The organism is Pseudogemmobacter humi (genome assembly GCF_900609055.1).
Taxonomy (GTDB): domain Bacteria; phylum Pseudomonadota; class Alphaproteobacteria; order Rhodobacterales; family Rhodobacteraceae; genus Pseudogemmobacter; species Pseudogemmobacter humi.
Genome location: NZ_UXAW01000081.1, coordinates 74,678 through 95,614, shown reverse-complemented (window position 1 = coordinate 95,614; position 20,937 = coordinate 74,678). Strand labels below are relative to the sequence as shown.

The window sequence follows — 20,937 nt, the reverse complement described above, 5'->3', positions numbered from 1 at the left end:
CATTTCCTTCTCAACGTCCCGAGCCTGGACCCGCGCGGGCGGCGTTTCAACAGGAACCCGCCTCACATTTCGGTGCCCGCGAAGCGGATCGCCTCGTGCAGAAGCGTGTCGACGTCCTCGCTCAGGGCAAGGGACTGGTCCAGCACCTCGGCGAAGGGGATCCAGGCGGCGGCGGCGGCATCATCCGCGGCGACGGGATCGCCCGCAAGCCAGCGGCAGGCGATGGCCACGAGGTAATAATGATGAGAGACCGCGCCCAGATCGTCGCGCAGGATCAGATCCAGCGTGCCGAGCTGGCCCATGGCCTCGCCCCGCACCCCGGTTTCCTCGCGCAATTCGCGGATCGCGGCCTCGGCCACGGTCTCGCCATAGCGCACCTTGCCGCCCGGATAGCCCCAGAGCCCGGCATCGGGCGGATTGCGCCGCCTGACCAGCAGCGCATGGTCCTCGTGCAGGGTAACGGCCAGAACGGCGAGACGGGGCAAGGGGCGGTCTGACATCACATCTCCATCGGGCCTCGCATCAGGCACGGGCCGGGGGCAGAATGGCACCAGAATCAGGAGGGAAGTCCATGCCGCTCGGTTATCGGGATCTGCTGGCGCGGGCCGCGGCCCGGATCACATCCGTCGCGCCCGAAGCGGCGCCCGCGCTGCACACCGCGGGCGAGGCGGTCTTCGTCGACATCCGCGACCCGCGCGAGCTGGAGCGCGAGGGGATGATCCCCGGCGCCCGCCACGCGCCGCGCGGGATGCTGGAGTTCTGGATCGACCCCGAAAGCCCCTATCACAAGCCCTGGCTGGCCGAAGACCGGCTATTCGTATTCTACTGCGCCTCGGGCTGGCGCTCGGCGCTGGCGGCCGAGATCGCCCAGGAGATGGGCCTGCGCTGCGCCAGCCTTTCGGGCGGCTTCACCGCCTGGAAGGCGGCAGGGCATCCGGTGGCGCAGAAGGGCTGACAGGCACGGCTCAGAGGCTGGCCGCAAGTTCGCCCAGCTGATCGGCCGCCGCGCCCCAGCCCTCATGGAAGCCCATCTTCTCATGCCCGGCGCGCTGTTCCTGGCTGCGGTGCAGCGCCTGCGCGCGGTAAAGCGTGCCCTCGCCCTCCGGCTCCAGCGTCAGGACCGCGGTGAAGCCGAAACTGCCCGCATTCGGGTGCCAGCCGCCGCGCATCAGATCGGTCCAGACCAGCCGCCGGCCCGGATCGACCTCCAGCACGCAGCCATGGCCCGGCATCTCGCCATGGCCGGGCACATCCATCACCGAGCGGAAACTGCCGCCCGGGCGCAGATCGAGGCTGACGTCGCGCGTCACCACCGGGCGCGGCGCGAACCAGCGTTCGATCAGCGCGGGCTCGGTCAGGCAGCGCCAGACCGTGGCGGGGGCGGCCGCAAACCGCCGCGTCAGTTCCAGATCGGTGGCCGGATCGAAGCTCATCGCGCCCTCCCTCGCGTCTCCATCCGCCGAAAGGTAGCACCCCGGGCGCCGGGACGCCCTGCCCCGCCCGACGGGGCGGGGATTTCAGCCGATGTCCAGCGCCAGCGCATGGATGCGCGAAGGGATATCGCCAAGCGCGCGGATCACCGTGCGGTGGCGCTCCACCCGGCTCATCGGCGCAAAGACGGGCGCGCGGATGCGCAGCCGGAAATGGCTCTCGCCGCTGCCGTCATCGCCCCCATGCCCGGCATGCAGCCCGCTTTCGTTGACGATTTCCAGCTCGTCCGGCGCAAAAGCCGCGCGCAGCCGTTCCGCCATTTCATCGCTCACAGCCATTTTTGCCTCCGGCCTCTTCAATCCGCTGGCAAAACACCTAAACTGAGCGGCCCGAGTCGGAAAGGCAGCACAGGCCCCGCAACCTATGGTCACCAAACCCCCATTCGAATTCGACATCCGCGTCTCGTCGGACAAAAAGCGCAAATCCGCCGGACGTCGCGGGGGGCCCGCCGCCGCAACCGGCGGGCGCGGCTGCGACTATCCAGGCTGCAAAGCCGAGGGCCAGTTCCGCGCCCCGAAATCGCGCGAGCAGCTCGATGAATTCTTCTGGTTCTGCAAGGATCACATCCGCGAATACAACCTGAAGTGGAATTTCTTCGACGGCACCTCGGACGAGGAATTCCGCCGCATCGTCGAGAAGGACCGGCTGTGGGAGCGCGAGACCAAACCCTTCTCGAAGAAAGACGACGGCAACGCCTGGGCCCGGATGGGGGTGCGCGACCCGCTGGAGATCCTCGGCGAAAAGGGCACCCGCAACCCCGGCGCGCAGCCGGTCTCCGGCGCCACCCGCAAACTGCCGCCGACCGAGCGGCGCGCGCTTGAAATCCTCGACTCGCGCGACACCATGACCAAGACCGAGATCCGCAAGCAATACAAGGGCCTGATCAAGGTGCTGCACCCCGATATGAACGGCGGCGACCGCAGCCAGGAGGAAATGCTGCAAGAGGTGGTCTGGGCCTGGGACCAGATCCGCGACAGCCGCTATTTCAGGGACTGAGCGCGCCGCTCGCCATAGCACCAGGCCGCGACGAGGCCCGCGGCGTAGCAAAGCCCGAACCAGGGATTGAGGATCGCCGCGAAGGCCAGCCCCACCGGGGTCCAGAGCGGCGCGCCGAGGATCCACAGGAGCGCGGCCGGCCCCTCGGAGAGAAGCCGCCCCACCGCCTGTCCCGGCAGCGCGAGGAACAGCACGAGATACGGCGTGAGGACCGCGGCGACCACCCGCGCGCCCGCGCCGCCGCGCCACAGGGGCGCAAGCAGCGCGCCGGCGGCCAGCCCCGCCAGCGCCATGTTCAGCGCGGGAGACAGGGCACCGTCCATCCGCCAGCCGAGGATTGCGGGCACAAGCAGGCTCGCCGCCGCCGCGCCCCCGGTGATCGCGCCAAGGATCAGCCAGTCGCCGAGGCCGCTGCCGCCCGCGCTCATGGCCGCCCCGTCCGGTCAAAGGCTTTCTCGCCGCCACGCGCCGCGACCCGCGCACCATAGCGCCAGGCGGCGATCCCGCCGGCAAGCCAGCAGATCCCGATCCATGGCAGAGCGATCGCGAGGAAAAACGGGGCGAAAAACACCATGAGCAGAAGCCCGCCGATCCACCCCGGCGCCCGGCCCGCGGAAGACGGCGCCAGTGCCAGGGTCAGAACCAGCACGAGGAGCGCGATCAGCCCCGGCGTGACCAGCGCCGCAAGGATCCGCCCGGCCCCGTCCTCGTCACACCACAGGGGCGCGAGCACGGCGCCGGTGAGCAGCCCCGCGGCGGCGGTCCGGAGCATGAGATGCCCGGGGTCGCGCGGCCAGGCCACAGCCTCCACCCCGCCTGCCGCCCAGGGCAGCAGGACAGCCGAAGCAAGCACCGCCGCAACCGCCGCCGCCGCCGTGATCGCGCCGAGGATCAACCGGTCGCGCATCGCGCCCTCCTCCTTCGGCGCGAGGCTAAGGCGTCTGCCCGCCCGGATCAAAGCATTTGGCCGCGCGCCGCACCGTCCCCTTGCACCACCCTCCCCTTGCACCCTTGTGCGGAATGTTCCATGAACCCATGGTAGCCTGAACTCTGGACGCGAACCATGCTGGACACCGTGATGAAGCCCACCGAAGAAATCTCTGTCCGCGATGTGTTCGGCATCGAAACCGACATGCGCGTGAAGGGGTTCGCCGAGCGCACCGACCGCGTGCCCGAGATCGACCCGACCTATAAATTCGACCCCGACACCACGCTCGCGATCCTCGCCGGCTTCGCCTACAACCGCCGGGTGATGATCCAGGGCTATCACGGCACCGGCAAATCCACCCATATCGAACAGGTGGCGGCGCGGCTGAACTGGCCCTGCGTCCGGGTCAACCTCGACAGCCACATCAGCCGGATCGACCTGATCGGCAAGGATGCGATCAGGCTGGAAGACGGCAAGCAGGTGACGAAGTTCCACGAGGGCATCCTGCCCTGGGCTTTGCGCAACCCCGTCGCCATCGTCTTCGACGAATACGACGCGGGCCGCGCCGATGTGATGTTCGTGATCCAGCGCGTGCTGGAACATGACGGCAAGCTGACGCTGCTCGACCAGAACGAGATCATCACGCCGCACCCCTGTTTCCGCCTGTTCGCCACCGCGAACACCGTGGGGCTGGGCGACACCACCGGGCTTTACCACGGGGTGCAGCAGATCAACCAGGCCCAGATGGACCGCTGGTCGCTGGTCGCCACGCTGAACTACCTCAGCCATGACGCCGAAAGCGCGATCGTTCTGGCCAAGAACCCGCATTACAATACCGAGAAGGGCCGCAAGACCATCGGCCAGATGGTGACGGTGGCGGATCTGACCCGCACCGCCTTCATGAACGGCGACCTCTCGACGGTGATGTCGCCCCGCACCGTGCTGAACTGGGCGCAGAACGCCGAGATCTTCCGCAATGTCGGCTATGCCTTCCGGCTCTCGTTCCTCAACAAATGCGACGAGCTGGAGCGCCAGACCGTGGCCGAGTTCTACCAGCGCTGCTTCAACGAGGAACTGCCCGAAAGCGCCGCCTCGATGGCGATGAAGTGACTGTCGCAGGGGGGCGCTCGCGCCCCCCTCGGCCTGCGGCCTCACCCCCCTGAGGATATTTGCGGACAGAAAATGAACAGCCCTGCGCCCTTATTTTCTGTCTGAAAATATCCTCGGGGGGAGCTTCCGCAAGGAAGCCGGGGGGCAGACAGCCCCCCGTCCGCGGGGTGAAACCGATGCACTGACCGGGACCATGCGCGCATGACCAAACCCGCCGACAACCCTGCCGATCCGTTCAAGAAGGCTCTGGCCGAAGCCACGAAAGTGCTCGCCAATGACCCGGAGATGAGCGTTTCCTATTCGGTCGATCCACCGGGGATGAACCGCGACGGCGTGCGGCTGCCGCAGGTTTCGCGCCGGATGACGCGCGACGAGGTGATGCTGGCGCGCGGCACCGCCGACGCTTTCGCGCTGCGTCGCAAGTTCCACGACGAAGGGGTGGCCGCGAAATACGCCCCCACCGGGACGCTGGCGCGCGACATCTATGAGGCGATGGAGACCGCGCGCTGCGAGGCCATGGGCGCGCGCGTCATGCCCGGCACCGCGACGAATATCGACGCAAAGATCGCCCAGGAGGCCGAGCGCAAGGGCTATGGTCAGGTCACCGCGCCGCAGGACGCGCCCCTGCCGGTGGCGGCGGGCTATCTGGTGCGCGCGCTGGCGACCGGGCGGCATCTGCCGGCCGGGGCCGAGAATGTCATGAACCTCTGGCGCGGCTTCATCGAGGAACAGGCGGGCGGCACGCTCGACGGGCTCGACGCGGCGCTCGCCGATCAGTCCGCTTTCGCCCGGCTCGCGCGTCAGGTGATCTCGGATCTCGGCTATGGCGATCAGCTCGGCGACGACCCCGACCAGACCGGGGACGAAGGCGAGGACGAGGCCGAAGAGGACCAGGACAGCCCCGAGAGCGAAGCCGCGGAAGACCAGGACGGCGAAGAGGCCGAGGCCAGCCCCGAGCAGAGCCAGGAAGAGCAGCAGGACGAATCCCAGGCCCAGGTCCAGATGGAGGACAATGCCGAGATGGAGCTCGGCGACGAGACCGAGCTGCCCGAGGGCGAAGCCCCGCTGGAGCCGCCGCCGCCTGCGCCCCATTCCGACGCCGATCCGAACTACGCCGTCTATATCACCGAGTTCGACGAGGAGACCCGCGCCGAGGATCTGGCCGAACCGGCGGAGCTGGAACGGCTGCGCGCCTATCTGGACCAGCAGCTTGAGCCCCTGAAGGGTGCGGTCGGGCGGCTTGCGAACAAGCTGCAGCGCCGCCTTCAGGCGCAGCAGAACCGCTCGTGGCTGTTCGACCTGGAGGAGGGCATCCTCGACGCCGGGCGGCTCGCCCGCGTGGTGGCCAATCCCACGACGCCGCTGTCGTTCAAATGGGAGAAGGACACCGAATTCCGCGATACGGTGGTGACGCTTCTGCTCGACAATTCCGGCTCGATGCGCGGCCGGCCGATCTCGATCGCCGCGATCTGCGCCGATGTTCTGGCGCGCACGCTGGAGCGTTGCTCGGTCAAGGTCGAGATCCTCGGCTTCACCACAAGGGCCTGGAAGGGCGGCCAGAGCCGCGAGAAATGGCTGGCCGACGGGCGGCCGCAGCAGCCCGGGCGGCTGAACGATCTGCGCCATATCATCTACAAATCCGCTGACGCCCCCTGGCGGCGCGCCCGGCCCAATCTGGGGCTGATGATGAAAGAGGGGCTCCTGAAGGAGAACATCGACGGCGAGGCGCTGGAATGGGCGCATCGCCGGATGGTCTCGCGCCCCGAGGCGAGGAAGATCCTGATGGTGATCTCGGACGGGGCGCCGGTGGACGATTCGACGCTGAGCGTGAATCCGGCGAGTTTCCTCGAAAAGCATCTGCGCGACGTGATCGCCATGGTGGAAAAGCGCCGGGCGGTGGAACTGATCGCCATCGGCATCGGCCATGACGTGACCCGCTATTACCAGCGCGCGGTGACGATCACCGATGTCGAGCAACTGGCGGGCGCGATGACCGAGCAGCTTGCCGCTTTGTTCGACAAGAACCCGCGCGGGGCGAAACGGGCCGCGCAGCGTCGGGCCGGGTAAGGGTGGACGCCCCGGGGGCTGTCTGCCCCCGGACCCCCGAGGATATTTTCAGACAGAAAATGAGGGCAGCCGTGTTTCAGAGCTTCGACAGTTCCGTTTCGCCCGGACAGGGGCCCGCCCGGCTGGCGGCTTTGCGCGAGCGACTGGCGGCTCAGGGGCTGGCGGGGTTCATCGTGCCGCGCGCCGATGCCCATCAGGGCGAATATGTCGCGCCCTGCGACGCCCGGCTGGAATGGCTGACCGGCTTCACCGGCTCGGCCGGGTTCTGCATCGTCTTGCCGGATGTGGCGGGGGTGTTCGTGGACGGACGCTACCGCACCCAGGTGAAGGCGCAGGTGGATATGGCGCATTTCACCCCGATCAACTGGCCCGAGGTGAAGCCCGGCGACTGGCTGCGCCAGCATCTGGCCGGGGGCGTGGTGGGTTTCGATCCCTGGCTGCATACCGCCGACGAGATCGCCCGGATCGAAGCGGCGCTGGCGGGCGGGGTCACGCTGAAGCCGGTGACCAATCCGGTCGATGCGATCTGGTCTGACCGCCCTGCCCCGCCCGCGGCCCCCGCCTTCGCCCATCCCGAGGTGCTGGCGGGCGAGAGCGCGGGCGACAAGCGCGCGCGGCTGGCGGCAGAGTTGCGCGCGAAGGGCGAGGCGGCGGCGGTGATCACTTTGCCGGATTCGCTCTGCTGGCTTCTGAACATCCGCGGCGGCGACGTGCCGCGCAATCCGGTGGTCCAGGGTTTCGCGATCCTCGCCGATGACGGCCAGGTGACGGTCTTCGCCGATCCCGCGAAATTCGGCGCGGATCTGCGGGCGCATCTGGGCGCCGGCGTCGCGATCCGCCCGCCGGGAGATTTCGTCCCCGCCCTGCGGTCGCTTACCGGCCCGGTGCGGGTGGACCGCGCCACCGCGCCGCTCGCCGTCACGCTTGAGCTGGAAGCCGCCGGGATCGCGGTCAGCCCCGGCGCGGATCCCTGCATCCTGCCGAAGGCGCGCAAGAACGCCGCCGAGATCGCCGCCACAAGCGAAGCGCATCTGAGAGACGGCGCGGCCTTTTGCGAATTCCTGAGCTGGCTGGAGCGCAGCGCCCCCGGCAGTCTGACCGAGATCGCGGTGGTCGAAGCGCTGGAAGGCTTCCGCCGCGCGACCAATGCCTTGCACGACATCAGTTTCGACACAATCTGCGGCGCCGGTCCGCATGGCGCGATCATCCATTACCGGGTGACGCGCGAGACCGACCGGCCCCTCGGCGAGGGCGAGCTCTTGCTGGTGGATTCCGGCGCGCAATACAAGGACGGCACCACCGACATCACCCGCACCATGGCGATCGGCGATCCCGGCGAGGAAGCGCGCGACTGCTATACGGCGGTCTTGCGCGGGCTGATCGCGATTTCCCGCGCGCGCTGGCCCCGGGGCTGCTCGGGCCGCGATCTCGACGCGCTGGCGCGGCAGTTCCTCTGGGCGAAGGGGCTCGACTACGACCACGGCACCGGCCATGGCGTCGGCGCGTTCCTCTCGGTGCATGAGGGGCCGCAGCGGCTGTCGCGGCTCTCGGACGTGGTGCTGGAGCCGGGGATGATCCTCTCGAACGAGCCCGGCTATTACCGCGAGGGCGCCTTCGGGATCCGGCTGGAGAACCTGATCCTGGTGCGCGAGGCGCCCCGGCTCGGCGACGGGCGCGATCAGCTTTGTTTCGCAACGCTGACCTTCGCCCCGTTCGAGCGGCGGCTGATCCGCATCGAAACCCTGGCCCCCGAGGAACGCGCCTGGCTGAACGCCTATCATGCCGAAGTGCTGGAAAAGCTCGGCCCCCGGATCTCGCCCGCGACCAGGGCCTGGCTGGAAACCGCCTGCGCGGCGCTTTAGGCGGCGGCTTCCGCGAGGTCGCGGATCCGCCCGACCATGGCGCGCAGCCCGTTCGAGCGCTGCGCCGAGAGGTTGTCCTTCAGCCCGATCCGGGTAAATTCCGCCAGCGCATCGACCTTCAGCACCTCTGCCGGCGTCAGCCCGGAATAAAGCGCATGCAGGATGGCGATCAGCCCGCGCACGATCATGGCATCCGAGTCGCCCTGGAAGTCGAACCGCTCTTTGGTGAGCATCGGGCGCAGCCAGACCTGGCTCGCACAGCCCTCGACCTTGTAGGCCGGAACGTGGAAACTGTCGTCGAGCGGCGGCATCGCCTTGCCCAGTTCGATGACATGGCGGTAGCGCTCCTCCCAGTCGTCGAGGAATTCCAGCGTCTCGGCGATGTCCTCGAAGGCGGCGGTGGCCATGGCGGATCTCCTTTGCCCTTTCAGGTAGCGCCGCACGACGCCGAGGTCCAGAGCGCGAAAGCCCCCGCCGCGCGACGCAGGCGGCTTTTCAAAGCGCCGCTTTCGGGTTAGGCCAAGGGCGGAAGATGGAGAATGCCGGATGATCCGCCCCGTTGCCGTCCTTTGCCTCGCCTTCAGCCTTGCCGCCTGCGGCGCGGTGCGCGACAGCCGTCTGAACCCGTTCAACTGGTTCGGCCGCTCGGAGCCGGTCCAGCAGGCCGAACTGCCCGAGATGCCGCAGGACGGGCGGCAGCGCGTCGAGTCGGTCCTGAGCCTGACGGTGGAGCCGATCCGCTCGGGCGCGATCGTGCGCGCGACGGGCCGCACGCCGAGCCAGGGCTGGTGGAAGGCCGAACTGGTGGAACAGCCGGTCACCGCGGACGGCGTTCTGGTCCTCGATTTCCGCATCGAGCCGCCGCCGGAACAGACCGCCGTCAGCACGCCGCGCTCGCGCGAGGTGACGGTGGCGCTGCATCTGTCGCAGGTGAAACTCGCAGGCGTGCGCCAGATCGTGGTCCAGGGCGCGAACGACGCCCGTGCGGCGGGACGCTGACCTGAGGTCAAAGCAGATTGCCGGCGCCGGAACGGGGGGCCGTCTGCCCCCCGCGCGCGCTATAGCGCGCTTCCCCCCGAGGATACTTTCAGACAGAAAATGAGCAGGCCGGTCCTGCTTTCCCCTTCCTGCATTCACCCTGATGCAAATACTCTCGGGGGGAGAGCGGCCAGCGGCCGCTCCGGGGGGCAGACGGCCCCCCGTTCCGACCGAAGTCAAATGCGGATCGTACGCACTTCGGTGCCCCGCGCGGTCAGCGCGATCTCGCCCTTGCACAGCCGCAGCGCCTCGTCGCCGAAGGCCTCGCGCCGCCAGCCCTTCAGCGCCTCGACCTCACGGCCTCCGGCGGCGATGGCGTCCAGATCGGCGGCCGAGGCGATCAGCCGCGGCGCCACGCCCAGTTGCTCGGATTTCGCCTTGAGCAGCACCCGCAGCAGATCCGCGAGCGCGCCGTTCACCTGCGGCTGATCGGGCTGATGATCGACCTTCGGCAGATCCTCGGGCCGCGCCTCAAGGCCCGCCTTCACCGCGGCGAGGATGCCCTCGGCGATCTCGGGCTTCCTGCCCTCGCGCAAGAGAAGCCGCGAGCGCCCCAGCTCCTCCATCGTCGCGGGCCGGGTCGAGGCCAGCTCCAGCAGCGCGTCGTCCTTCATCACCCGCGAGCGCGGCACGTTCTGGCCCTGGGCGTAAGCCTCGCGGAACCGCGCCAGTTCGCGCACCACCGCCAGGAACCGCCCCGAGGAGGTGCGGGTCTTGATCCGTTTCCAGGCCTCGTCGGGCTGGACGGTATAGGTGGCGGGATCGGTCAGCACCGCCAGCTCTTCCTCGACCCAGGGGCCACGGCCGTTCTTTTCCAGCTGCGCCGCCAGCCATTCATAGATCACCCGCAGATGGGTGACATCGGCCAGCGCATATTCCTTCTGCGCCCCGGACAAGGGCCGGCGCGACCAGTCGGTGAAGCGCGAGGTCTTGTCGAGCGAGGCCCGGGCGATCTTCCGCACCAGCGTCTCGTAGCCGACCTGCTCGCCGAAGCCGCAGACCATGGCGGCGACCTGGGTGTCGAACAGCGGCACCGGAAACACGCCCCCCTCGACGAAGAAGATCTCCAGATCCTGGCGCGCGGCGTGGAACACCTTGACCGTCGCCTCGTGGCGGAACAGATCGTAAAGCGGTTCCATCGACAGATCCACGCCCTCAATCGGATCGACCAGCACCGCCTCGCCGTCCTTGCCGGGCAAAGCCATCTGGATCAGGCAGAGCTTCGACCAATAGGTCCGCTCGCGCAGGAACTCGGTGTCGATCGTGACATAGGGGGCGGCTTTCGCGGCAGCGCAGAACGAGGCCAGGTCTTCGGTCGTGGTGATTGTGCGCATCTTTCCTCGCGGCATTTGCGGGGTCATCCCGCGTGGAAGCGGGCGACGGCATATGACCCGCCGCGCGGCCCTGATCAGCCGGTTTTAATGGCGGATGCGCGAAATGGAAAGGGGCGAGGCGCCCGGGCCGCGGAGGCGGCCTCGGCAAAGGCGGCGGAGCCCTCCGGCGGGGATATTTGCGGCAAGATGAAAGCGCGCGCTCCGGCTTTCGTGAGGGGCGCGGCGGCGGGTCGCTCTTTTCTTTGGCCGAAAAATCCTTAGTATTTCCCTCGGATCCCCACCCCCCTGGGGAGACGCGCCCTGCGCGCGGGAAATATGTCGGATGACCAGAACCTGCCCCTCTTTCCCCCTTCCGGCCCGCAGCGGGGCGCGGCGATGAAACCGCTGTGGTTCACCGCCGGAGCGCTGGCGCTGGTGCTCGGGATCATCGGGATCTTCCTGCCGCTCCTGCCGACCACGCCCTTCGTGATCCTTGCCGCCGCCTGTTTCGCGCGCTCGTCCGAACGGATGCACGACTGGCTGCTGAACCACCGCAGCTTCGGCCCCGCGATCCGCAACTGGCGCGAACATCGCGCGATCTCGCCCCGGGGCAAGAAATTCGCGCTGATCGCCATGGCCGGCGCCTTTGTGATCAGCCTCGCGCTCGGGGTTCCCTACTGGGCGCTGCTGGCCCAGGGCCTGGTGCTGGTGGCCATGGGAAGCTGGATCGCGACCCGCCCGGACGGGCCCAAAACCGGCTGAGCGGCCCCGGCGCGGCCTGTGGCAAAAAAGACTCAGGCCCGGGCTGCGCGGCGGCGGCGTCTTCGTGACGTTGCGGCACACTGGACGGCGCCCTAAAGTTGCAGCAGTTGCCACGGGTCCGCGATCGGGGGGTCGCAGGATCTGTTCTCTGCCTTCGGGCACGTCCTTTGTCTGGATACGGAAATGGCGACCTTTACCCTTTACCTGACCGGTGATCAGATCGGCACCTATTCCTCGGCCAGCGGCCAGGGCAACGGCAATCAGATGGTCGTGACCCTGACCAACGTCCAGGCGCTTGGCACCGAGAACGACATCTACCGCGTGGTGATCACCCAGGCCAATGCGAACGACACCCATTTCCGCAACGGGATGTGGGTCTCGATCCATACCTGGTCCGAAGAGAACCCCACCGGCACCCCGGTCTTCACCTGGCTCAACCCCCAGGACGACATGTATCAGGGCCGCGCCTCGGGGGAGAACTACCAGATCTTCGGCTCATCCGCGCCGGTGCTGATCGACCTGCGCGGCGTGGGCAGCGGCACCGTCACCTATGGCTCGGAACAGAACGAGCCGATGAACGCGCGGCTGCCGTTCTCGGGCCTCGCCACCGATCCGACCGTGCTCCTGCCGCCGGTGATCTGCTTCCTGCGCGGCACGCGGATCCTGACCCCGAACGGGCTGAGGCCGGTCGAGAAGCTGAAAACCGGCGACATCGTCTGGACCCGCGAGAGCGGCATGCAGCCGATCCGCTGGATCGGGCGCAGCACCACCTCGGGGCTCGGGCGCATGGCGCCGGTGCGCATCGGGCGCGGCGTCCTCGGCAACGAGCGGCCGGTGTTCCTGTCGCCGCAGCACCGGGTGCTGCTGACCGGCTGGCGGGCGCAGCTGCATTTCGGCGAGGACGAGGTGCTGGCGGCAGCGGTGCATCTGACCGACGGCGCCGGGATCCGCCAGGTGCCGCGGGCGCAGGCGGAATACTGGCATATCGCGTTCGCGCGACACGAAATCGTCTGCGCCGAGGGCATGTTCGCCGAAAGCCTGTTGCCCGGACCGATGGCGCTGGAAGCGGTCTCACCCGAGGCGCGGGCGGAACTGGAGGAACTCTTCCCCGAGCTGCTGGCCGAAATCGCCGGGGTGCAAACCGCGCACCGCTGCCTGACGCGGCGCGAAGCCGGCCTCCTGCGCGCGGTCTGACGCGCGGCCCCGACGCAAGGCACCACTGCCACCCCATGCCCCGGTCCGCGCCGCGGGGGCTCATTTTCTGTCCGCAAATATCCCGCCGCAGGCGTCCGCCGCGCCCCCCAAGGCAAGCGGCCCGATGCAAAGCCAGCCGCGCCCTGCCCTCTTCATCCTGACGAAAATACCCCCGCGCGGAGCGCAAGCCCCGCGCCAGCGGGGCTCCTCTCGCAGGCGCTCAGAGGTCGAGCCGCCCGCGCTCGCCCAAAGCAAAGCGGCGCAGCACCGCCGGATAAAGCCGGTGCTCCTCGACCAGCACCCGCGCGGCAAGGCTGTCAGCGGTATCGCCCGGCCGCACCGGCACCCGCGCCTGGCCGAGGATCGGCCCGTCGTCCAGGACCGGCGTCACCTCATGCACGGTGCAACCCGCCTCGGCGTCGCCCGCCTCAATCGCGCGCCGATGGGTGTGCAGCCCCGGATATTTCGGCAAAAGCGAGGGATGGATGTTCAGCATCCGCCCCTGGAACCGCGCAACGAACTCCGGCGTCAGCACCCGCATGAAGCCGGCAAGGCAGAGGATATCCGGCGAGGCCGCTTCGATATGGCGCAAAAGCCGGGCCTCGAAAGCGGCCCGGTCCGCGCCGAACGGGCGGTGATCCACCGCCGCCACGGCGATCCCGGCGCCCTCCGCCTTCGCCAGCCCCGCGGCGGCCGGATCGTTCGAGGCCACCAGCACCGGCCGCGCCGGATGATCGCCGGTCATCGACTGCACCAGCGCGACCATGTTCGAGCCACCCCCGGAAATCAGGATGGCGACACGTTTCACAGCAGGCGGCCCTTGTAGATCACGCCCTCGTCGCCCTCCCCGCGCGCGATCACGCGGCCGAGGCGGCTGACGCTTTCGCCAGCTTCGGCCAGCAGCGACGCAATCGCATCGGCGCGCCCGGGCGCGACCACCAGGATCATGCCGATGCCGCAGTTGAAGGTCTTCAGCAGTTCCGGCTCGGACATGTTCGCGGTCGAGGCCAGCCAGCGGAACACCGGCGGAAGCTGCCAGGCCGAAAGGTCGATCTCGCAGGCGAGGTTGTCGCCAGGCAGCACGCGCGGCGGGTTCTCGGTCAGACCGCCGCCGGTGATATGCGCGAGCCCGTGCACGCCGCCCGCCCGGATCGCCGCCAACGCCTGTCTGACGTAAAGCCGGGTCGGCGCCAGCAGCGCCTCGCCGAGCGAGCCCTCGCCCCAAGGGCAGGCATCGCTCCAGCTCAGGCCGGAAAGCTCCACCACCTTGCGCACGAAACTGTAGCCATTGGAATGCACCCCGTTCGAGCCCAGCCCGATCAGCACATCGCCCTCGGCCACGCCCTCGGGCAGCGCGGTGCCGCGCTCCATCGCGCCGACCGCGAAACCGGCAAGGTCGAAATCGCCCTTGTGATACATGCCGGGCATCTCGGCGGTCTCGCCGCCGATCAGCGCGCAGCCGGAATCGGCGCAGCCTTTCGCGATCCCTTCGACGATGCGCGCGGCCTGGTCGACATCGAGCTTGCCGGTCGCGAAATAGTCCAGGAAAAACAGCGGCTCCGCCCCCTGGCAGACCAGATCGTTCACGCACATCGCCACCAGATCCACGCCGATCGTGTCGACATTTCCGGTGTCGATCGCGATCCGCAGCTTGGTGCCGACGCCATCGGTCGCGGCGACCAGCACCGGATCCTGATAGCCCGCGGCCTTCAGATCGAACAGCGCCCCGAAACCGCCGAGCCCGCCCATCACCCCCGGCCGCGCCGTGGATTTCGCCGCCGGTTTGATGCGGTCGACCAGCCGGTTGCCGGCGTCGATATCGACCCCCGCCCCGGCATAGGTGAGACCATTCTGGCCCGTGGTGCTGCCTGTGCTCATCTCGCCTGTCTCCCGGCCCGGATTCCTGACGCCCGCTTAGACGATAGCACCCGAAAGCGCAACGTCGCCCGGCGCGCCAGAGCCGGAGCATTTCCCTGCTCCGTCCCCGCCCTGCCGCAGACGGAGCCCCCCTTGCGCCGCAGACCGCTCTGCCGGCAGCAAACCCCCACCGTGCCGCCGCGGAGCACCCCGCCAAGCAGTCCGCTTGACCCTTGCGCAGCATCTGCTAGGCAGGCGTCATCTCCTGACGAGTTCCAGGGGGCCTGTAGCTCAATGGTCAGAGCAGGGCGCTCATAACGCCTTGGTTGGGGGTTCGAGTCCCTCCGGGCCTACCAAACCCCTTTTCAGATTATTATTTTTCAACTGGTTATGGGGCGTTCTGGCTAACGTGTGTGATGCGTTAACCAGTTTCTGTTTCCGTTTTGTCCCCACGCTGCACCTTTCAGCTTTGTCATAGCGGCCTATGCCAGCCTCTTTTCGTTCACGGCGGCGCAGTAGGTTTCTATCTCTTTAATGTTCGAGTGCCCGGTGATGGACATGATTTCCAGGGCAGTGCACCCAGCCTCTGCGAGTCTTCGGCAGGCTGCCTTGCGCAGACCATGAGGTGAACGATGCGGGGACAGCGCTGCCTCTTTCGCGGCCTCAATGATCCCGTTTGTGAAAGATTTCTCGGAACGGGCCTCCCCCAGCTGGGTGATGATGAGGCTTTCATGATTGTGCTTGATCCCTTCCAGCACCGCCCTGAAGTCGGATTGGATCGGTATATTCAGATCCACAAGCTCCTGGCTCTTTTTCGTGCTGATCACGATGAAATTGCCCTGAAGGTGCTGCCGCCGAGCCAAACAACGTCACTACGGCGCAGGCCTGTGTAGATCAGCAGTTCGAGGGACAGGCGCTGCATGGTGCCTTCCAGCCGGTGGGCGCGGAATACCGGCGCATCCACGTCCTGCTGCGGCCGGAGGGCTTGCAGGTGAATATCAGGAGACCCATAGGGTTTACAAAGAGCTGGGGCTCCAGTTGCGCAACAAGCACCCCAAGCGGCGGGTCAAGGCGAAGCTGCGCGATGATCGGCCCGAGGCCGTCGGGCCGAATGATGTCTGGGCCACGGATTCTGTCCATGACCGGCTGGCCCCGGGCAACATGCTGCGCATCCTGACCATCATTGATACCCCTTCCCGCTTCTGTCCAGTGGCCGCCCCCCGCTTCACCTGCCGTGGCGAAGATGTGGTCCAGACTCTGGAACGGGTCTGCACCCAACCCGGCCGGCATGGAACCATCCGGGTCGACAACGGCAGCGCGTTCATCCCGCGCGACCTCGGCCGGTAAGCTTACGTCAGAGATGTCACCCTGGACTTCTCACGCCCCCGCAAGCCAACGGAGAATGGTTTCATCGAAGCGTTCAACAGCAAGCTCCGCCCGGAGTGCCTGAACGCGCACTGGTTCGTGAGCCTGGCGGGTGACCGGGAAAAGCTGGAGGATTGGGGTCGACAGCATAACGAAGACCGCCCCCACAGCGCGATCGGATACAACGTCCCGGTTGCCCTGCATTATCCCGGCGACACAGCCGGCCCGTCGCCATAACCAGGTCAGAAAACTCCGGTATCCGGCGCTCCGGGGGGAGGCAGAGCTACATCTTCGCGCTCAATGCGCGCCGGATTTCGAGAACAGGTTGATCACCAGCACCCCGCTCAGGATCAGGCCGATGCCGATCACCGCCGGCAGATCCAGCGACTGGCGCAGCCAGATCCAGGCGATGGCCGAGATCAGCACGATGCCGAAGCCGCTCCAGATCGCATAGACCACACCCACCGGCAGTTGCCCCATCGCATGGGTCAGCAGCCAGAACGCCCCGCCGTAGCAAAGTGCCGTGCCCAAAGTCGGCAGCGGCCGGGTGAAATGCTGCGTCTGCGGCAGAAGCGAGGTTCCCACCACCTCCAGCGAAACCGCGAAGAACAGGGCGCCATAGGTCATGAGCATCGGATGCATCAGGTCGGGTTCCTTCGGGTGGATTGCAGCAATGTGTCGCGCAACTCGGCGCGGGAGGCGCGCAGACCGGGGTCGACCTGCCAGAGATCGGAAAGCCAGATCCCGTCCGCGGCATAGCGGACGAGTTCCAGCCCCGCGCCCCCGTCGGTGCCGGCATGGCGCCCGAGCCGCGCGCGCAGCCAGTCCGACCAGATCGCGCGCATGGCCGGACTCATCAGCAGCACCGCGAACAGCGGCGCGGCGGGCGAGGCGCTGTGTTGCAGCGTGGCAAGGACATAAGCCCGGGTGAAACAGCCCGGGGTCCCCTCGTCCGCCGCCATTTCGGCGTCGATCGCGGCGTCGAGTTCCTCAAGCTGGCCGAGAAACATCGCTTGCAGCAGCGCGTCCTTGTCGGGGAAATGGTGGAACAATCCGCCCTTGGTGACGCCCGCGGCACGGGCCACGCCACCGATGGTCACCGAATGCACCCCCTCGCGCACGGCAAGCGCCGTCGCCGCATCAAGCAGCTTGCGGCGCAGGATTTCGGGCTGGCGGCGACGTGTCTCTTTCATTGCCCTTACATACCGCTCGGTATGTAAGGGGGCAAGAAATTTCCTGAGGGTTCACATGATTTCACAGCAAGAATATTATTTGCAGACCGCAGCCGCCTCGCGCTTCGTCAATTCAGCCCCTGGCCCGCGCTTGCACCCCAGCGCCGTGGCGCCTATATTGCCCCTGTCCGGGCGTAAGTCCGGACTATGGCGATAAACGCACCTGCAATAGACGGCTCGGACCCGGGGGCGGTACCCGGCGGCTCCACCACTCTCCCCGGCGTTGCGGGAAAATGGGGCCGAAACAGGATCGACGGACGTTCAAAGAGGCCAGCTTTCGCCCGGTGAGCTACCACCGTTATCGGTGCATGATCACAGTTGCCAACGACAACCGTGCTCCGGTGGCGATGGCTGCGTAAGCAGCTCTCAATACCAAACCTAAGTCCTTGCGCTTAGCCGCGTAAGGCGGGGCCCGCAGGAGCCTGGCAACAGAATCCTGCACCTTCCCCCCCTCTGTTCAGCTTTCCTCTCGGCAGGCCGGAGAAATTTCTCCGGTGGCGGCAAGACCCGGCATCGTTCGGGGCCTGGCCCCTGCAACCATCGAATGCGGCCCGGTTAACCAGCGATAAGCAATTATGTGATTCTCTGCCTGCAAGGCCGGGACGGCGGGATCCTTCCGCGGCTGGCAGACCGGCCACAACTTTGCAGGAAGATCATGATCGCCCGGCTTTCCCTCGTTCTCGTTGCGCTCACCCTTGCGGCCTGCGCGAATACCGACATCCAGCAGATGAGCAAGGACACGTTCAAGGTGCAGACCCATGCGGCGCCCGCCTGCGGGCCGTCGGGCGCGCGCGACGTGGCGTTCAGGGCCGCGGCGGTCGAGGTGATCCGCAAGGGCGGCGACAAATTCATCATCCAGCAGGACAGTTCCGGCAGCGGTCTCCAGGGCAACCTCTTCAACATGCAGCAGAATTACGATCAGGGCATGGTGGTGCGCATGATCGCCGGGGGCTCTGCCGAGGCGGGCAACGCACTTTCGGCGCGAGAGGTGCTGGGCGCCACCTGGCAGGAGCAGGTCGCCAAAGGCGTGGGCAATACCTGCACCTGAGCCCGGCGCCGCGCGGATGTTCCCTGCCCGGCGGCGCAAGCCTTTCCCGGCAAGCCCGTCCGGATCATGCCGGGGAACGCCGGAACTTCACCGCCCTCCCCAGCGGGACAGACGCGGCTGCGGGGCGGGGCCGCAAGCCCCCTCCCGTCCATCTCCGAGACGCTTGCGGGCGGCGGTTGCTCTGCCGCCGCTCCGCACACGACCTTCCGCCGGATCCTGCCACCATGACCCTTGCGGCGTGGCCCCGCCGGGGCTAAGCCGCTTTCATGCTTTCCTATCAGCACGCCTTTCATGCCGGGAATCTCGCCGATGTGCAGAAGCACGCGCTTCTGGCCTTCGTGCTGGATTACATGACCCGCAAAGACAAGCCCGTCAGCTATATCGAGACCCATGCCGGGCGCGGGCTCTACTGGCTCGGTTCCGCCGAAGCCGCGAAGACCGGCGAGGCGGCGCAGGGCATCGCCCGGCTGGAGGCGGCCTTTCCGCCCGGCCATCCCTACCGCGAGCGGCTCGACGAGGCCCGCGGCATGTATGGCGCCGACGCCTATCCCGGCTCGCCCCTGATCGCGGCGCTCGGGCTGCGCGAGGGCGACCGGCTGCATCTGGCGGAACTGCATCCGCAGGAACATGCCGCTCTCCAGGAGGCGCTTGGTTCCTGGGGGGCGCATATCCGTAGGGAGGACGGATTCGCCATGGCGCTGGCGCTGACGCCGCCCACGCCGCGGCGCGGGCTGATGCTGGTCGACCCGCCTTACGAGGTGAAAGAGGATTACGACCGCATCCCGAAGCTCTTCGCCCAGATCGCGCGCAAATGGAACGTGGGTGTTCTGATGCTCTGGTATCCGATTCTGCGCGACGCGCCCCATGCCCCGATGCTGACCGCGCTCATGCGCCAGCACGAAGGCGCGCTGCGCCACGAGGTCCGCTTCCCCCCCGCGCGCGAGGGGCACCGGATGGTGGGCTCGGGGATGTTCGTGGTCAACCCGCCCTATGGCCTGAGCGAAGAGGCCGCCCGCCTGAGCGCCCTGTTCAGCAGACTGCGCTGATCCCGCCCTTCGGCCCCCCCCTCAGCCCGAGGGCCTGCGTCCTGCCGGCGGGATGATCGCTTCCACAGGTGCAATGTCTTCGCCGGGGCGCGGCCCGCACTCCGATAGCCTCGCCCCCCTCACCCTCCGGCTCGGGGGACCAGAACGACCGCTTTGCGCAGGATCTGCCCGGCGGGGCACCGGGTGGTTTATGGCAAGCCCTCGTCCGCCCGCAGGGTCACAGGGGTCAGCCCGCCGTGGTGGTTCCCTTCCGGCCCGCCGCGTCCCCGGAAAACGCGGCAAGGGCGACGATGACGGATGGCCGGATGATTCCGCCTTCCTGTTTCAGGACCGGCAGGCGCCGCCCGCCTTGCAAGGCCTGCGCCGCGCCTTCCGTATCATGCGTCTTCCCAGGAAGCGCGAGGCAGGAAAGGTAAGCGCGATACCGGCGGCGATCCGCCCCGCAGTCGCCGGATCACTCCGCTCCTGGCAGCGATGCCCGGACAATCGGGCGTCATTCATCAGGTCATTGTCCCGGTCACGGGTCAGCGTCCCGAACACTCCGCCCCGCTCCGGCGGCTGAAGGATTTCCATTTCCGGCTGGCCGCATCAACACATCCCCCGGAGACAACCGTTCACCGACCAGAAGGGGCGAGTGTCTGGAACTGACCGGCCTCGCATGCCTCGACCGACCCAGAGCAGATCGCGAACCGGATCATGATCGAGATTTTCGCCTGATTTTCATGGCTGGCGCCCCCGATACCGGCGCGAGAGGGGCTCGCCGCCTTAGTCTGTCCCGGCGGCGGCCCGGTTCGCTCCCGATGTGATCCAATGGGGCGCGACCGGCATCTGCCCCCGGGCGTCCATGGCGCTGGCGGTTTTCGTGGCGTATCGGATTGCGCGAGTTTGCTGCCGCGGGGCTGCCCGAGGACCGGCTTCTGCGTTTTCCCGCAGCCGCGGGCCGGCCTGCGGCTCACCGGCGGACAGATCGTGAGGGCAAAGCACAGCGAGGCTTTTCCACAGCCGTTCAAAAAATGCCCCACGGATCGGCCTGGCCCGGGCCAGTGCCGACGGGCGGGAAAGAGCCCCTTCCCCGATCAGGCCGCCCCAATCCGTCAGGGGCCGTAGATCGTCATCTCGGGCAGGTCGGTCAGCGGCAGGCCGAGCGCCTGATAGGCCGAGAGCGACATCAGCGCGCCGCCGCTGCCGGGGCGCAGTTCCACCGCCAGCGCCTGGCCGTTCGGCGCCACCACCCGGCCCTGGCCCGGCGCGGAAATCAGCACGCTCTGGACCCAGATCCCGGCCTCGGCCGGCGGCCCGAGCGCCACCACCGCCTTGCCGAGCGCGCGCTCGCCGCTGGCCACCGGGGCGGAAAGCGCCGCCGCCTTTTCCGCATCCGAGGTCTTGTCCAGCGCCGCCGGCGCATGACCCGCCGCGCCAAGCGCCGTGGTCGAGACCGCGGGCGCGAATTCGGTCGCCATCTGAGGATTCGCGGGCGCCGCGTCCTTCTCGAAGACCGAACAACCCGCGAGGGCCAGCGAAAGCGAAACGAGGAAAAGGGCGCGCATCATCATGGGCCCGACGATAGGGCCTCGCCCCTGCCGCCGCAACTGCCGCAATGCTCCGGATTGCGCCTTGTGGCGGGGCTT

At 67.8% G+C, this 20,937-nt stretch carries 24 protein-coding genes, 1 tRNA gene, 1 other RNA gene and 1 pseudogene; 13 read left to right on the top strand and 14 right to left on the bottom strand.

Going from position 1 to position 20,937, the window contains the following annotated elements:
- Positions 1–62: 62 nt before the first annotated feature.
- Positions 63–500 carry an NUDIX hydrolase gene (locus XINFAN_RS13700; protein WP_124087426.1) on the bottom strand — a complete coding sequence of 146 codons (438 nt, stop codon included), beginning with the start codon at positions 498–500 and terminating at the stop codon, positions 63–65.
- A gap of 71 nt (positions 501–571) precedes the next feature.
- Here XINFAN_RS13700 and XINFAN_RS13695 point away from each other — a divergent pair, with 71 nt between their 5' ends.
- Positions 572–955 carry a rhodanese-like domain-containing protein gene (locus XINFAN_RS13695; protein ID WP_124087425.1) on the top strand — a complete coding sequence of 128 codons (384 nt, stop codon included), beginning with the start codon at positions 572–574 and terminating at the stop codon, positions 953–955.
- 10 nt (positions 956–965) lie between these two features.
- On the opposite strand, the gene XINFAN_RS13690 is transcribed toward XINFAN_RS13695, so the two are convergent.
- Positions 966–1,433 (bottom strand): SRPBCC family protein, encoded by a 468-nt coding sequence (locus tag XINFAN_RS13690; RefSeq protein WP_124087424.1) that lies wholly within the window; start codon positions 1,431–1,433, stop codon positions 966–968.
- Between the two features lie 84 nt (positions 1,434–1,517).
- Complete coding sequence (locus XINFAN_RS13685; RefSeq protein ID WP_124087423.1) at positions 1,518–1,769, bottom strand: BolA family protein; 252 nt, start codon at positions 1,767–1,769, stop codon at positions 1,518–1,520.
- Between the two features lie 85 nt (positions 1,770–1,854).
- Here XINFAN_RS13685 and XINFAN_RS13680 point away from each other — a divergent pair, with 85 nt between their 5' ends.
- Positions 1,855–2,487 carry a J domain-containing protein gene (locus XINFAN_RS13680; RefSeq protein ID WP_124087422.1) on the top strand — a complete coding sequence of 211 codons (633 nt, stop codon included), beginning with the start codon at positions 1,855–1,857 and terminating at the stop codon, positions 2,485–2,487.
- Here XINFAN_RS13680 and XINFAN_RS13675 read toward each other — a convergent pair.
- Both XINFAN_RS13675 and XINFAN_RS13670 read right to left on the bottom strand, forming a co-directional pair.
- Entirely contained in the window at positions 2,472–2,915 is a 444-nt protein-coding gene (locus tag XINFAN_RS13675; protein WP_124087421.1) for a hypothetical protein, read from the bottom strand. The genes XINFAN_RS13680 and XINFAN_RS13675 overlap by 16 nt on opposite strands.
- Positions 2,912–3,394 carry a hypothetical protein gene (locus XINFAN_RS13670; protein WP_124087420.1) on the bottom strand — a complete coding sequence of 161 codons (483 nt, stop codon included), beginning with the start codon at positions 3,392–3,394 and terminating at the stop codon, positions 2,912–2,914. Before XINFAN_RS13670 ends, XINFAN_RS13675 begins: the two co-directional genes overlap by 4 nt.
- A gap of 156 nt (positions 3,395–3,550) precedes the next feature.
- Here XINFAN_RS13670 and cobS point away from each other — a divergent pair, with 156 nt between their 5' ends.
- The 3 genes from cobS (at position 3,551) to XINFAN_RS13655 (ending at position 8,454) form a co-directional block, all read left to right on the top strand.
- On the top strand, positions 3,551–4,525 hold the full coding sequence (gene cobS, locus XINFAN_RS13665; RefSeq protein WP_124087419.1) for a cobaltochelatase subunit CobS: 975 nt from the start codon (positions 3,551–3,553) through the stop codon (positions 4,523–4,525).
- A 201-nt stretch (positions 4,526–4,726) separates the two neighbouring features.
- On the top strand, positions 4,727–6,592 hold the full coding sequence (cobT, locus tag XINFAN_RS13660; RefSeq protein WP_124087418.1) for a cobaltochelatase subunit CobT: 1,866 nt from the start codon (positions 4,727–4,729) through the stop codon (positions 6,590–6,592).
- A gap of 59 nt (positions 6,593–6,651) precedes the next feature.
- On the top strand, positions 6,652–8,454 hold the full coding sequence (locus XINFAN_RS13655; protein ID WP_435530872.1) for an aminopeptidase P family protein: 1,803 nt from the start codon (positions 6,652–6,654) through the stop codon (positions 8,452–8,454).
- On the opposite strand, the gene XINFAN_RS13650 is transcribed toward XINFAN_RS13655, so the two are convergent.
- Positions 8,451–8,861, bottom strand: a complete 411-nt coding sequence (locus XINFAN_RS13650; RefSeq protein ID WP_124087417.1) for a SufE family protein — start codon at positions 8,859–8,861, stop codon at positions 8,451–8,453. The genes XINFAN_RS13655 and XINFAN_RS13650 overlap by 4 nt on opposite strands.
- A 139-nt stretch (positions 8,862–9,000) precedes the next feature.
- Between XINFAN_RS13650 and XINFAN_RS13645 the strand changes: the two genes are divergently transcribed.
- Positions 9,001–9,453, top strand: coding sequence for a hypothetical protein (locus tag XINFAN_RS13645; protein ID WP_124087416.1), 453 nt, complete (start codon positions 9,001–9,003; stop codon positions 9,451–9,453).
- 215 nt (positions 9,454–9,668) lie between these two features.
- On the opposite strand, the gene rnd is transcribed toward XINFAN_RS13645, so the two are convergent.
- Complete coding sequence (rnd, locus tag XINFAN_RS13640; RefSeq protein ID WP_124087415.1) at positions 9,669–10,826, bottom strand: ribonuclease D; 1,158 nt, start codon at positions 10,824–10,826, stop codon at positions 9,669–9,671.
- Between the two features lie 375 nt (positions 10,827–11,201).
- On the opposite strand from rnd, the gene XINFAN_RS13635 reads away from it, so the two are divergent.
- Positions 11,202–11,567, top strand: coding sequence for a YbaN family protein (locus XINFAN_RS13635; RefSeq protein ID WP_124087414.1), 366 nt, complete (start codon positions 11,202–11,204; stop codon positions 11,565–11,567).
- A 183-nt stretch (positions 11,568–11,750) separates the two neighbouring features.
- Positions 11,751–12,761 carry a Hint domain-containing protein gene (locus XINFAN_RS13630; protein ID WP_124087413.1) on the top strand — a complete coding sequence of 337 codons (1,011 nt, stop codon included), beginning with the start codon at positions 11,751–11,753 and terminating at the stop codon, positions 12,759–12,761.
- A 220-nt stretch (positions 12,762–12,981) separates the two neighbouring features.
- On the opposite strand, the gene purN is transcribed toward XINFAN_RS13630, so the two are convergent.
- Both purN and purM read right to left on the bottom strand, forming a co-directional pair.
- The gene (gene purN / locus XINFAN_RS13625) at positions 12,982–13,569 is read right to left on the bottom strand and encodes a phosphoribosylglycinamide formyltransferase (RefSeq protein WP_124087412.1); all 588 of its coding nucleotides are present in this window, start codon (positions 13,567–13,569) and stop codon (positions 12,982–12,984) included.
- Positions 13,566–14,639, bottom strand: a complete 1,074-nt coding sequence (purM, locus tag XINFAN_RS13620; protein ID WP_124087411.1) for a phosphoribosylformylglycinamidine cyclo-ligase — start codon at positions 14,637–14,639, stop codon at positions 13,566–13,568. The genes purN and purM overlap by 4 nt, the downstream gene beginning before the upstream one ends.
- A gap of 259 nt (positions 14,640–14,898) precedes the next feature.
- Between purM and XINFAN_RS13615 the strand changes: the two genes are divergently transcribed.
- Positions 14,899–14,974: transfer RNA gene (locus XINFAN_RS13615), tRNA-Ile, on the top strand.
- Between the two features lie 126 nt (positions 14,975–15,100).
- Here XINFAN_RS13615 and XINFAN_RS13610 read toward each other — a convergent pair.
- Positions 15,101–15,445 carry a tyrosine-type recombinase/integrase gene (locus XINFAN_RS13610; RefSeq protein WP_160144624.1) on the bottom strand — a complete coding sequence of 115 codons (345 nt, stop codon included), beginning with the start codon at positions 15,443–15,445 and terminating at the stop codon, positions 15,101–15,103.
- The gene (locus XINFAN_RS21770; protein WP_160144623.1) at positions 15,442–15,582 is read right to left on the bottom strand and encodes a hypothetical protein; all 141 of its coding nucleotides are present in this window, start codon (positions 15,580–15,582) and stop codon (positions 15,442–15,444) included. The genes XINFAN_RS13610 and XINFAN_RS21770 overlap by 4 nt, the downstream gene beginning before the upstream one ends.
- Here XINFAN_RS21770 and XINFAN_RS22255 point away from each other — a divergent pair.
- A pseudogene (locus tag XINFAN_RS22255) lies at positions 15,568–16,220 on the top strand (integrase core domain-containing protein); the annotation flags it as partial. The gene XINFAN_RS21770 and the pseudogene XINFAN_RS22255 overlap by 15 nt on opposite strands.
- A gap of 60 nt (positions 16,221–16,280) precedes the next feature.
- Here the strand turns inward: XINFAN_RS22255 and XINFAN_RS13595 are convergent.
- The gene (locus tag XINFAN_RS13595) at positions 16,281–16,625 is read right to left on the bottom strand and encodes an SMR family transporter (protein WP_233352211.1); all 345 of its coding nucleotides are present in this window, start codon (positions 16,623–16,625) and stop codon (positions 16,281–16,283) included.
- The gene (locus XINFAN_RS13590) at positions 16,625–17,176 is read right to left on the bottom strand and encodes a TetR/AcrR family transcriptional regulator (protein ID WP_124087408.1); all 552 of its coding nucleotides are present in this window, start codon (positions 17,174–17,176) and stop codon (positions 16,625–16,627) included. The genes XINFAN_RS13595 and XINFAN_RS13590 overlap by 1 nt, the downstream gene beginning before the upstream one ends.
- A 126-nt stretch (positions 17,177–17,302) precedes the next feature.
- On the opposite strand from XINFAN_RS13590, the gene ssrA reads away from it, so the two are divergent.
- The 3 genes from ssrA (at position 17,303) to XINFAN_RS13575 (ending at position 19,309) form a co-directional block, all read left to right on the top strand.
- Positions 17,303–17,658: a transfer-messenger RNA gene (ssrA, locus tag XINFAN_RS13585) on the top strand.
- Positions 17,659–17,870: 212 nt separating this feature from the next.
- A complete protein-coding gene (locus XINFAN_RS13580; protein ID WP_233352210.1) occupies positions 17,871–18,263 on the top strand; it encodes a hypothetical protein in 393 nt (130 codons plus the stop codon).
- Between the two features lie 266 nt (positions 18,264–18,529).
- On the top strand, positions 18,530–19,309 hold the full coding sequence (locus XINFAN_RS13575) for a 23S rRNA (adenine(2030)-N(6))-methyltransferase RlmJ (RefSeq protein ID WP_124087407.1): 780 nt from the start codon (positions 18,530–18,532) through the stop codon (positions 19,307–19,309).
- 1,094 nt (positions 19,310–20,403) lie between these two features.
- Here the strand turns inward: XINFAN_RS13575 and XINFAN_RS13570 are convergent.
- Positions 20,404–20,856: a hypothetical protein gene (locus XINFAN_RS13570; RefSeq protein ID WP_124087483.1), complete on the bottom strand. Its 453-nt coding sequence runs from the start codon at positions 20,854–20,856 to the stop codon at positions 20,404–20,406.
- Positions 20,857–20,937 lie beyond the last annotated feature (81 nt).

Excerpts from the sequence above, each read along its gene's own strand:
- XINFAN_RS13700 (WP_124087426.1), bottom strand. The coding sequence starts at position 500 with ATGTCAGACCGCCCCTTGCCCCGTCTCGCCGTTCTGGCCGTTACCCTG.
- XINFAN_RS13695 (WP_124087425.1), top strand. The coding sequence starts at position 572 with ATGCCGCTCGGTTATCGGGATCTGCTGGCGCGGGCCGCGGCCCGGATC.
- XINFAN_RS13690 (WP_124087424.1), bottom strand. The coding sequence starts at position 1,433 with ATGAGCTTCGATCCGGCCACCGATCTGGAACTGACGCGGCGGTTTGCG.
- XINFAN_RS13685 (WP_124087423.1), bottom strand. The coding sequence starts at position 1,769 with ATGGCTGTGAGCGATGAAATGGCGGAACGGCTGCGCGCGGCTTTTGCG.
- XINFAN_RS13680 (WP_124087422.1), top strand. The coding sequence starts at position 1,855 with ATGGTCACCAAACCCCCATTCGAATTCGACATCCGCGTCTCGTCGGAC.
- XINFAN_RS13675 (WP_124087421.1), bottom strand. The coding sequence starts at position 2,915 with ATGAGCGCGGGCGGCAGCGGCCTCGGCGACTGGCTGATCCTTGGCGCG.
- XINFAN_RS13670 (WP_124087420.1), bottom strand. The coding sequence starts at position 3,394 with ATGCGCGACCGGTTGATCCTCGGCGCGATCACGGCGGCGGCGGCGGTT.
- cobS (WP_124087419.1), top strand. The coding sequence starts at position 3,551 with ATGCTGGACACCGTGATGAAGCCCACCGAAGAAATCTCTGTCCGCGAT.
- cobT (WP_124087418.1), top strand. The coding sequence starts at position 4,727 with ATGACCAAACCCGCCGACAACCCTGCCGATCCGTTCAAGAAGGCTCTG.
- XINFAN_RS13655 (WP_435530872.1), top strand. The coding sequence starts at position 6,652 with ATGAGGGCAGCCGTGTTTCAGAGCTTCGACAGTTCCGTTTCGCCCGGA.
- XINFAN_RS13650 (WP_124087417.1), bottom strand. The coding sequence starts at position 8,861 with ATGGCCACCGCCGCCTTCGAGGACATCGCCGAGACGCTGGAATTCCTC.
- XINFAN_RS13645 (WP_124087416.1), top strand. The coding sequence starts at position 9,001 with ATGATCCGCCCCGTTGCCGTCCTTTGCCTCGCCTTCAGCCTTGCCGCC.
- rnd (WP_124087415.1), bottom strand. The coding sequence starts at position 10,826 with ATGCGCACAATCACCACGACCGAAGACCTGGCCTCGTTCTGCGCTGCC.
- XINFAN_RS13635 (WP_124087414.1), top strand. The coding sequence starts at position 11,202 with ATGAAACCGCTGTGGTTCACCGCCGGAGCGCTGGCGCTGGTGCTCGGG.
- XINFAN_RS13630 (WP_124087413.1), top strand. The coding sequence starts at position 11,751 with ATGGCGACCTTTACCCTTTACCTGACCGGTGATCAGATCGGCACCTAT.
- purM (WP_124087411.1), bottom strand. The coding sequence starts at position 14,639 with ATGAGCACAGGCAGCACCACGGGCCAGAATGGTCTCACCTATGCCGGG.
- XINFAN_RS13595 (WP_233352211.1), bottom strand. The coding sequence starts at position 16,625 with ATGCATCCGATGCTCATGACCTATGGCGCCCTGTTCTTCGCGGTTTCG.
- XINFAN_RS13590 (WP_124087408.1), bottom strand. The coding sequence starts at position 17,176 with ATGAAAGAGACACGTCGCCGCCAGCCCGAAATCCTGCGCCGCAAGCTG.
- XINFAN_RS13580 (WP_233352210.1), top strand. The coding sequence starts at position 17,871 with ATGATCGCCCGGCTTTCCCTCGTTCTCGTTGCGCTCACCCTTGCGGCC.
- XINFAN_RS13575 (WP_124087407.1), top strand. The coding sequence starts at position 18,530 with ATGCTTTCCTATCAGCACGCCTTTCATGCCGGGAATCTCGCCGATGTG.
- XINFAN_RS13570 (WP_124087483.1), bottom strand. The coding sequence starts at position 20,856 with ATGCGCGCCCTTTTCCTCGTTTCGCTTTCGCTGGCCCTCGCGGGTTGT.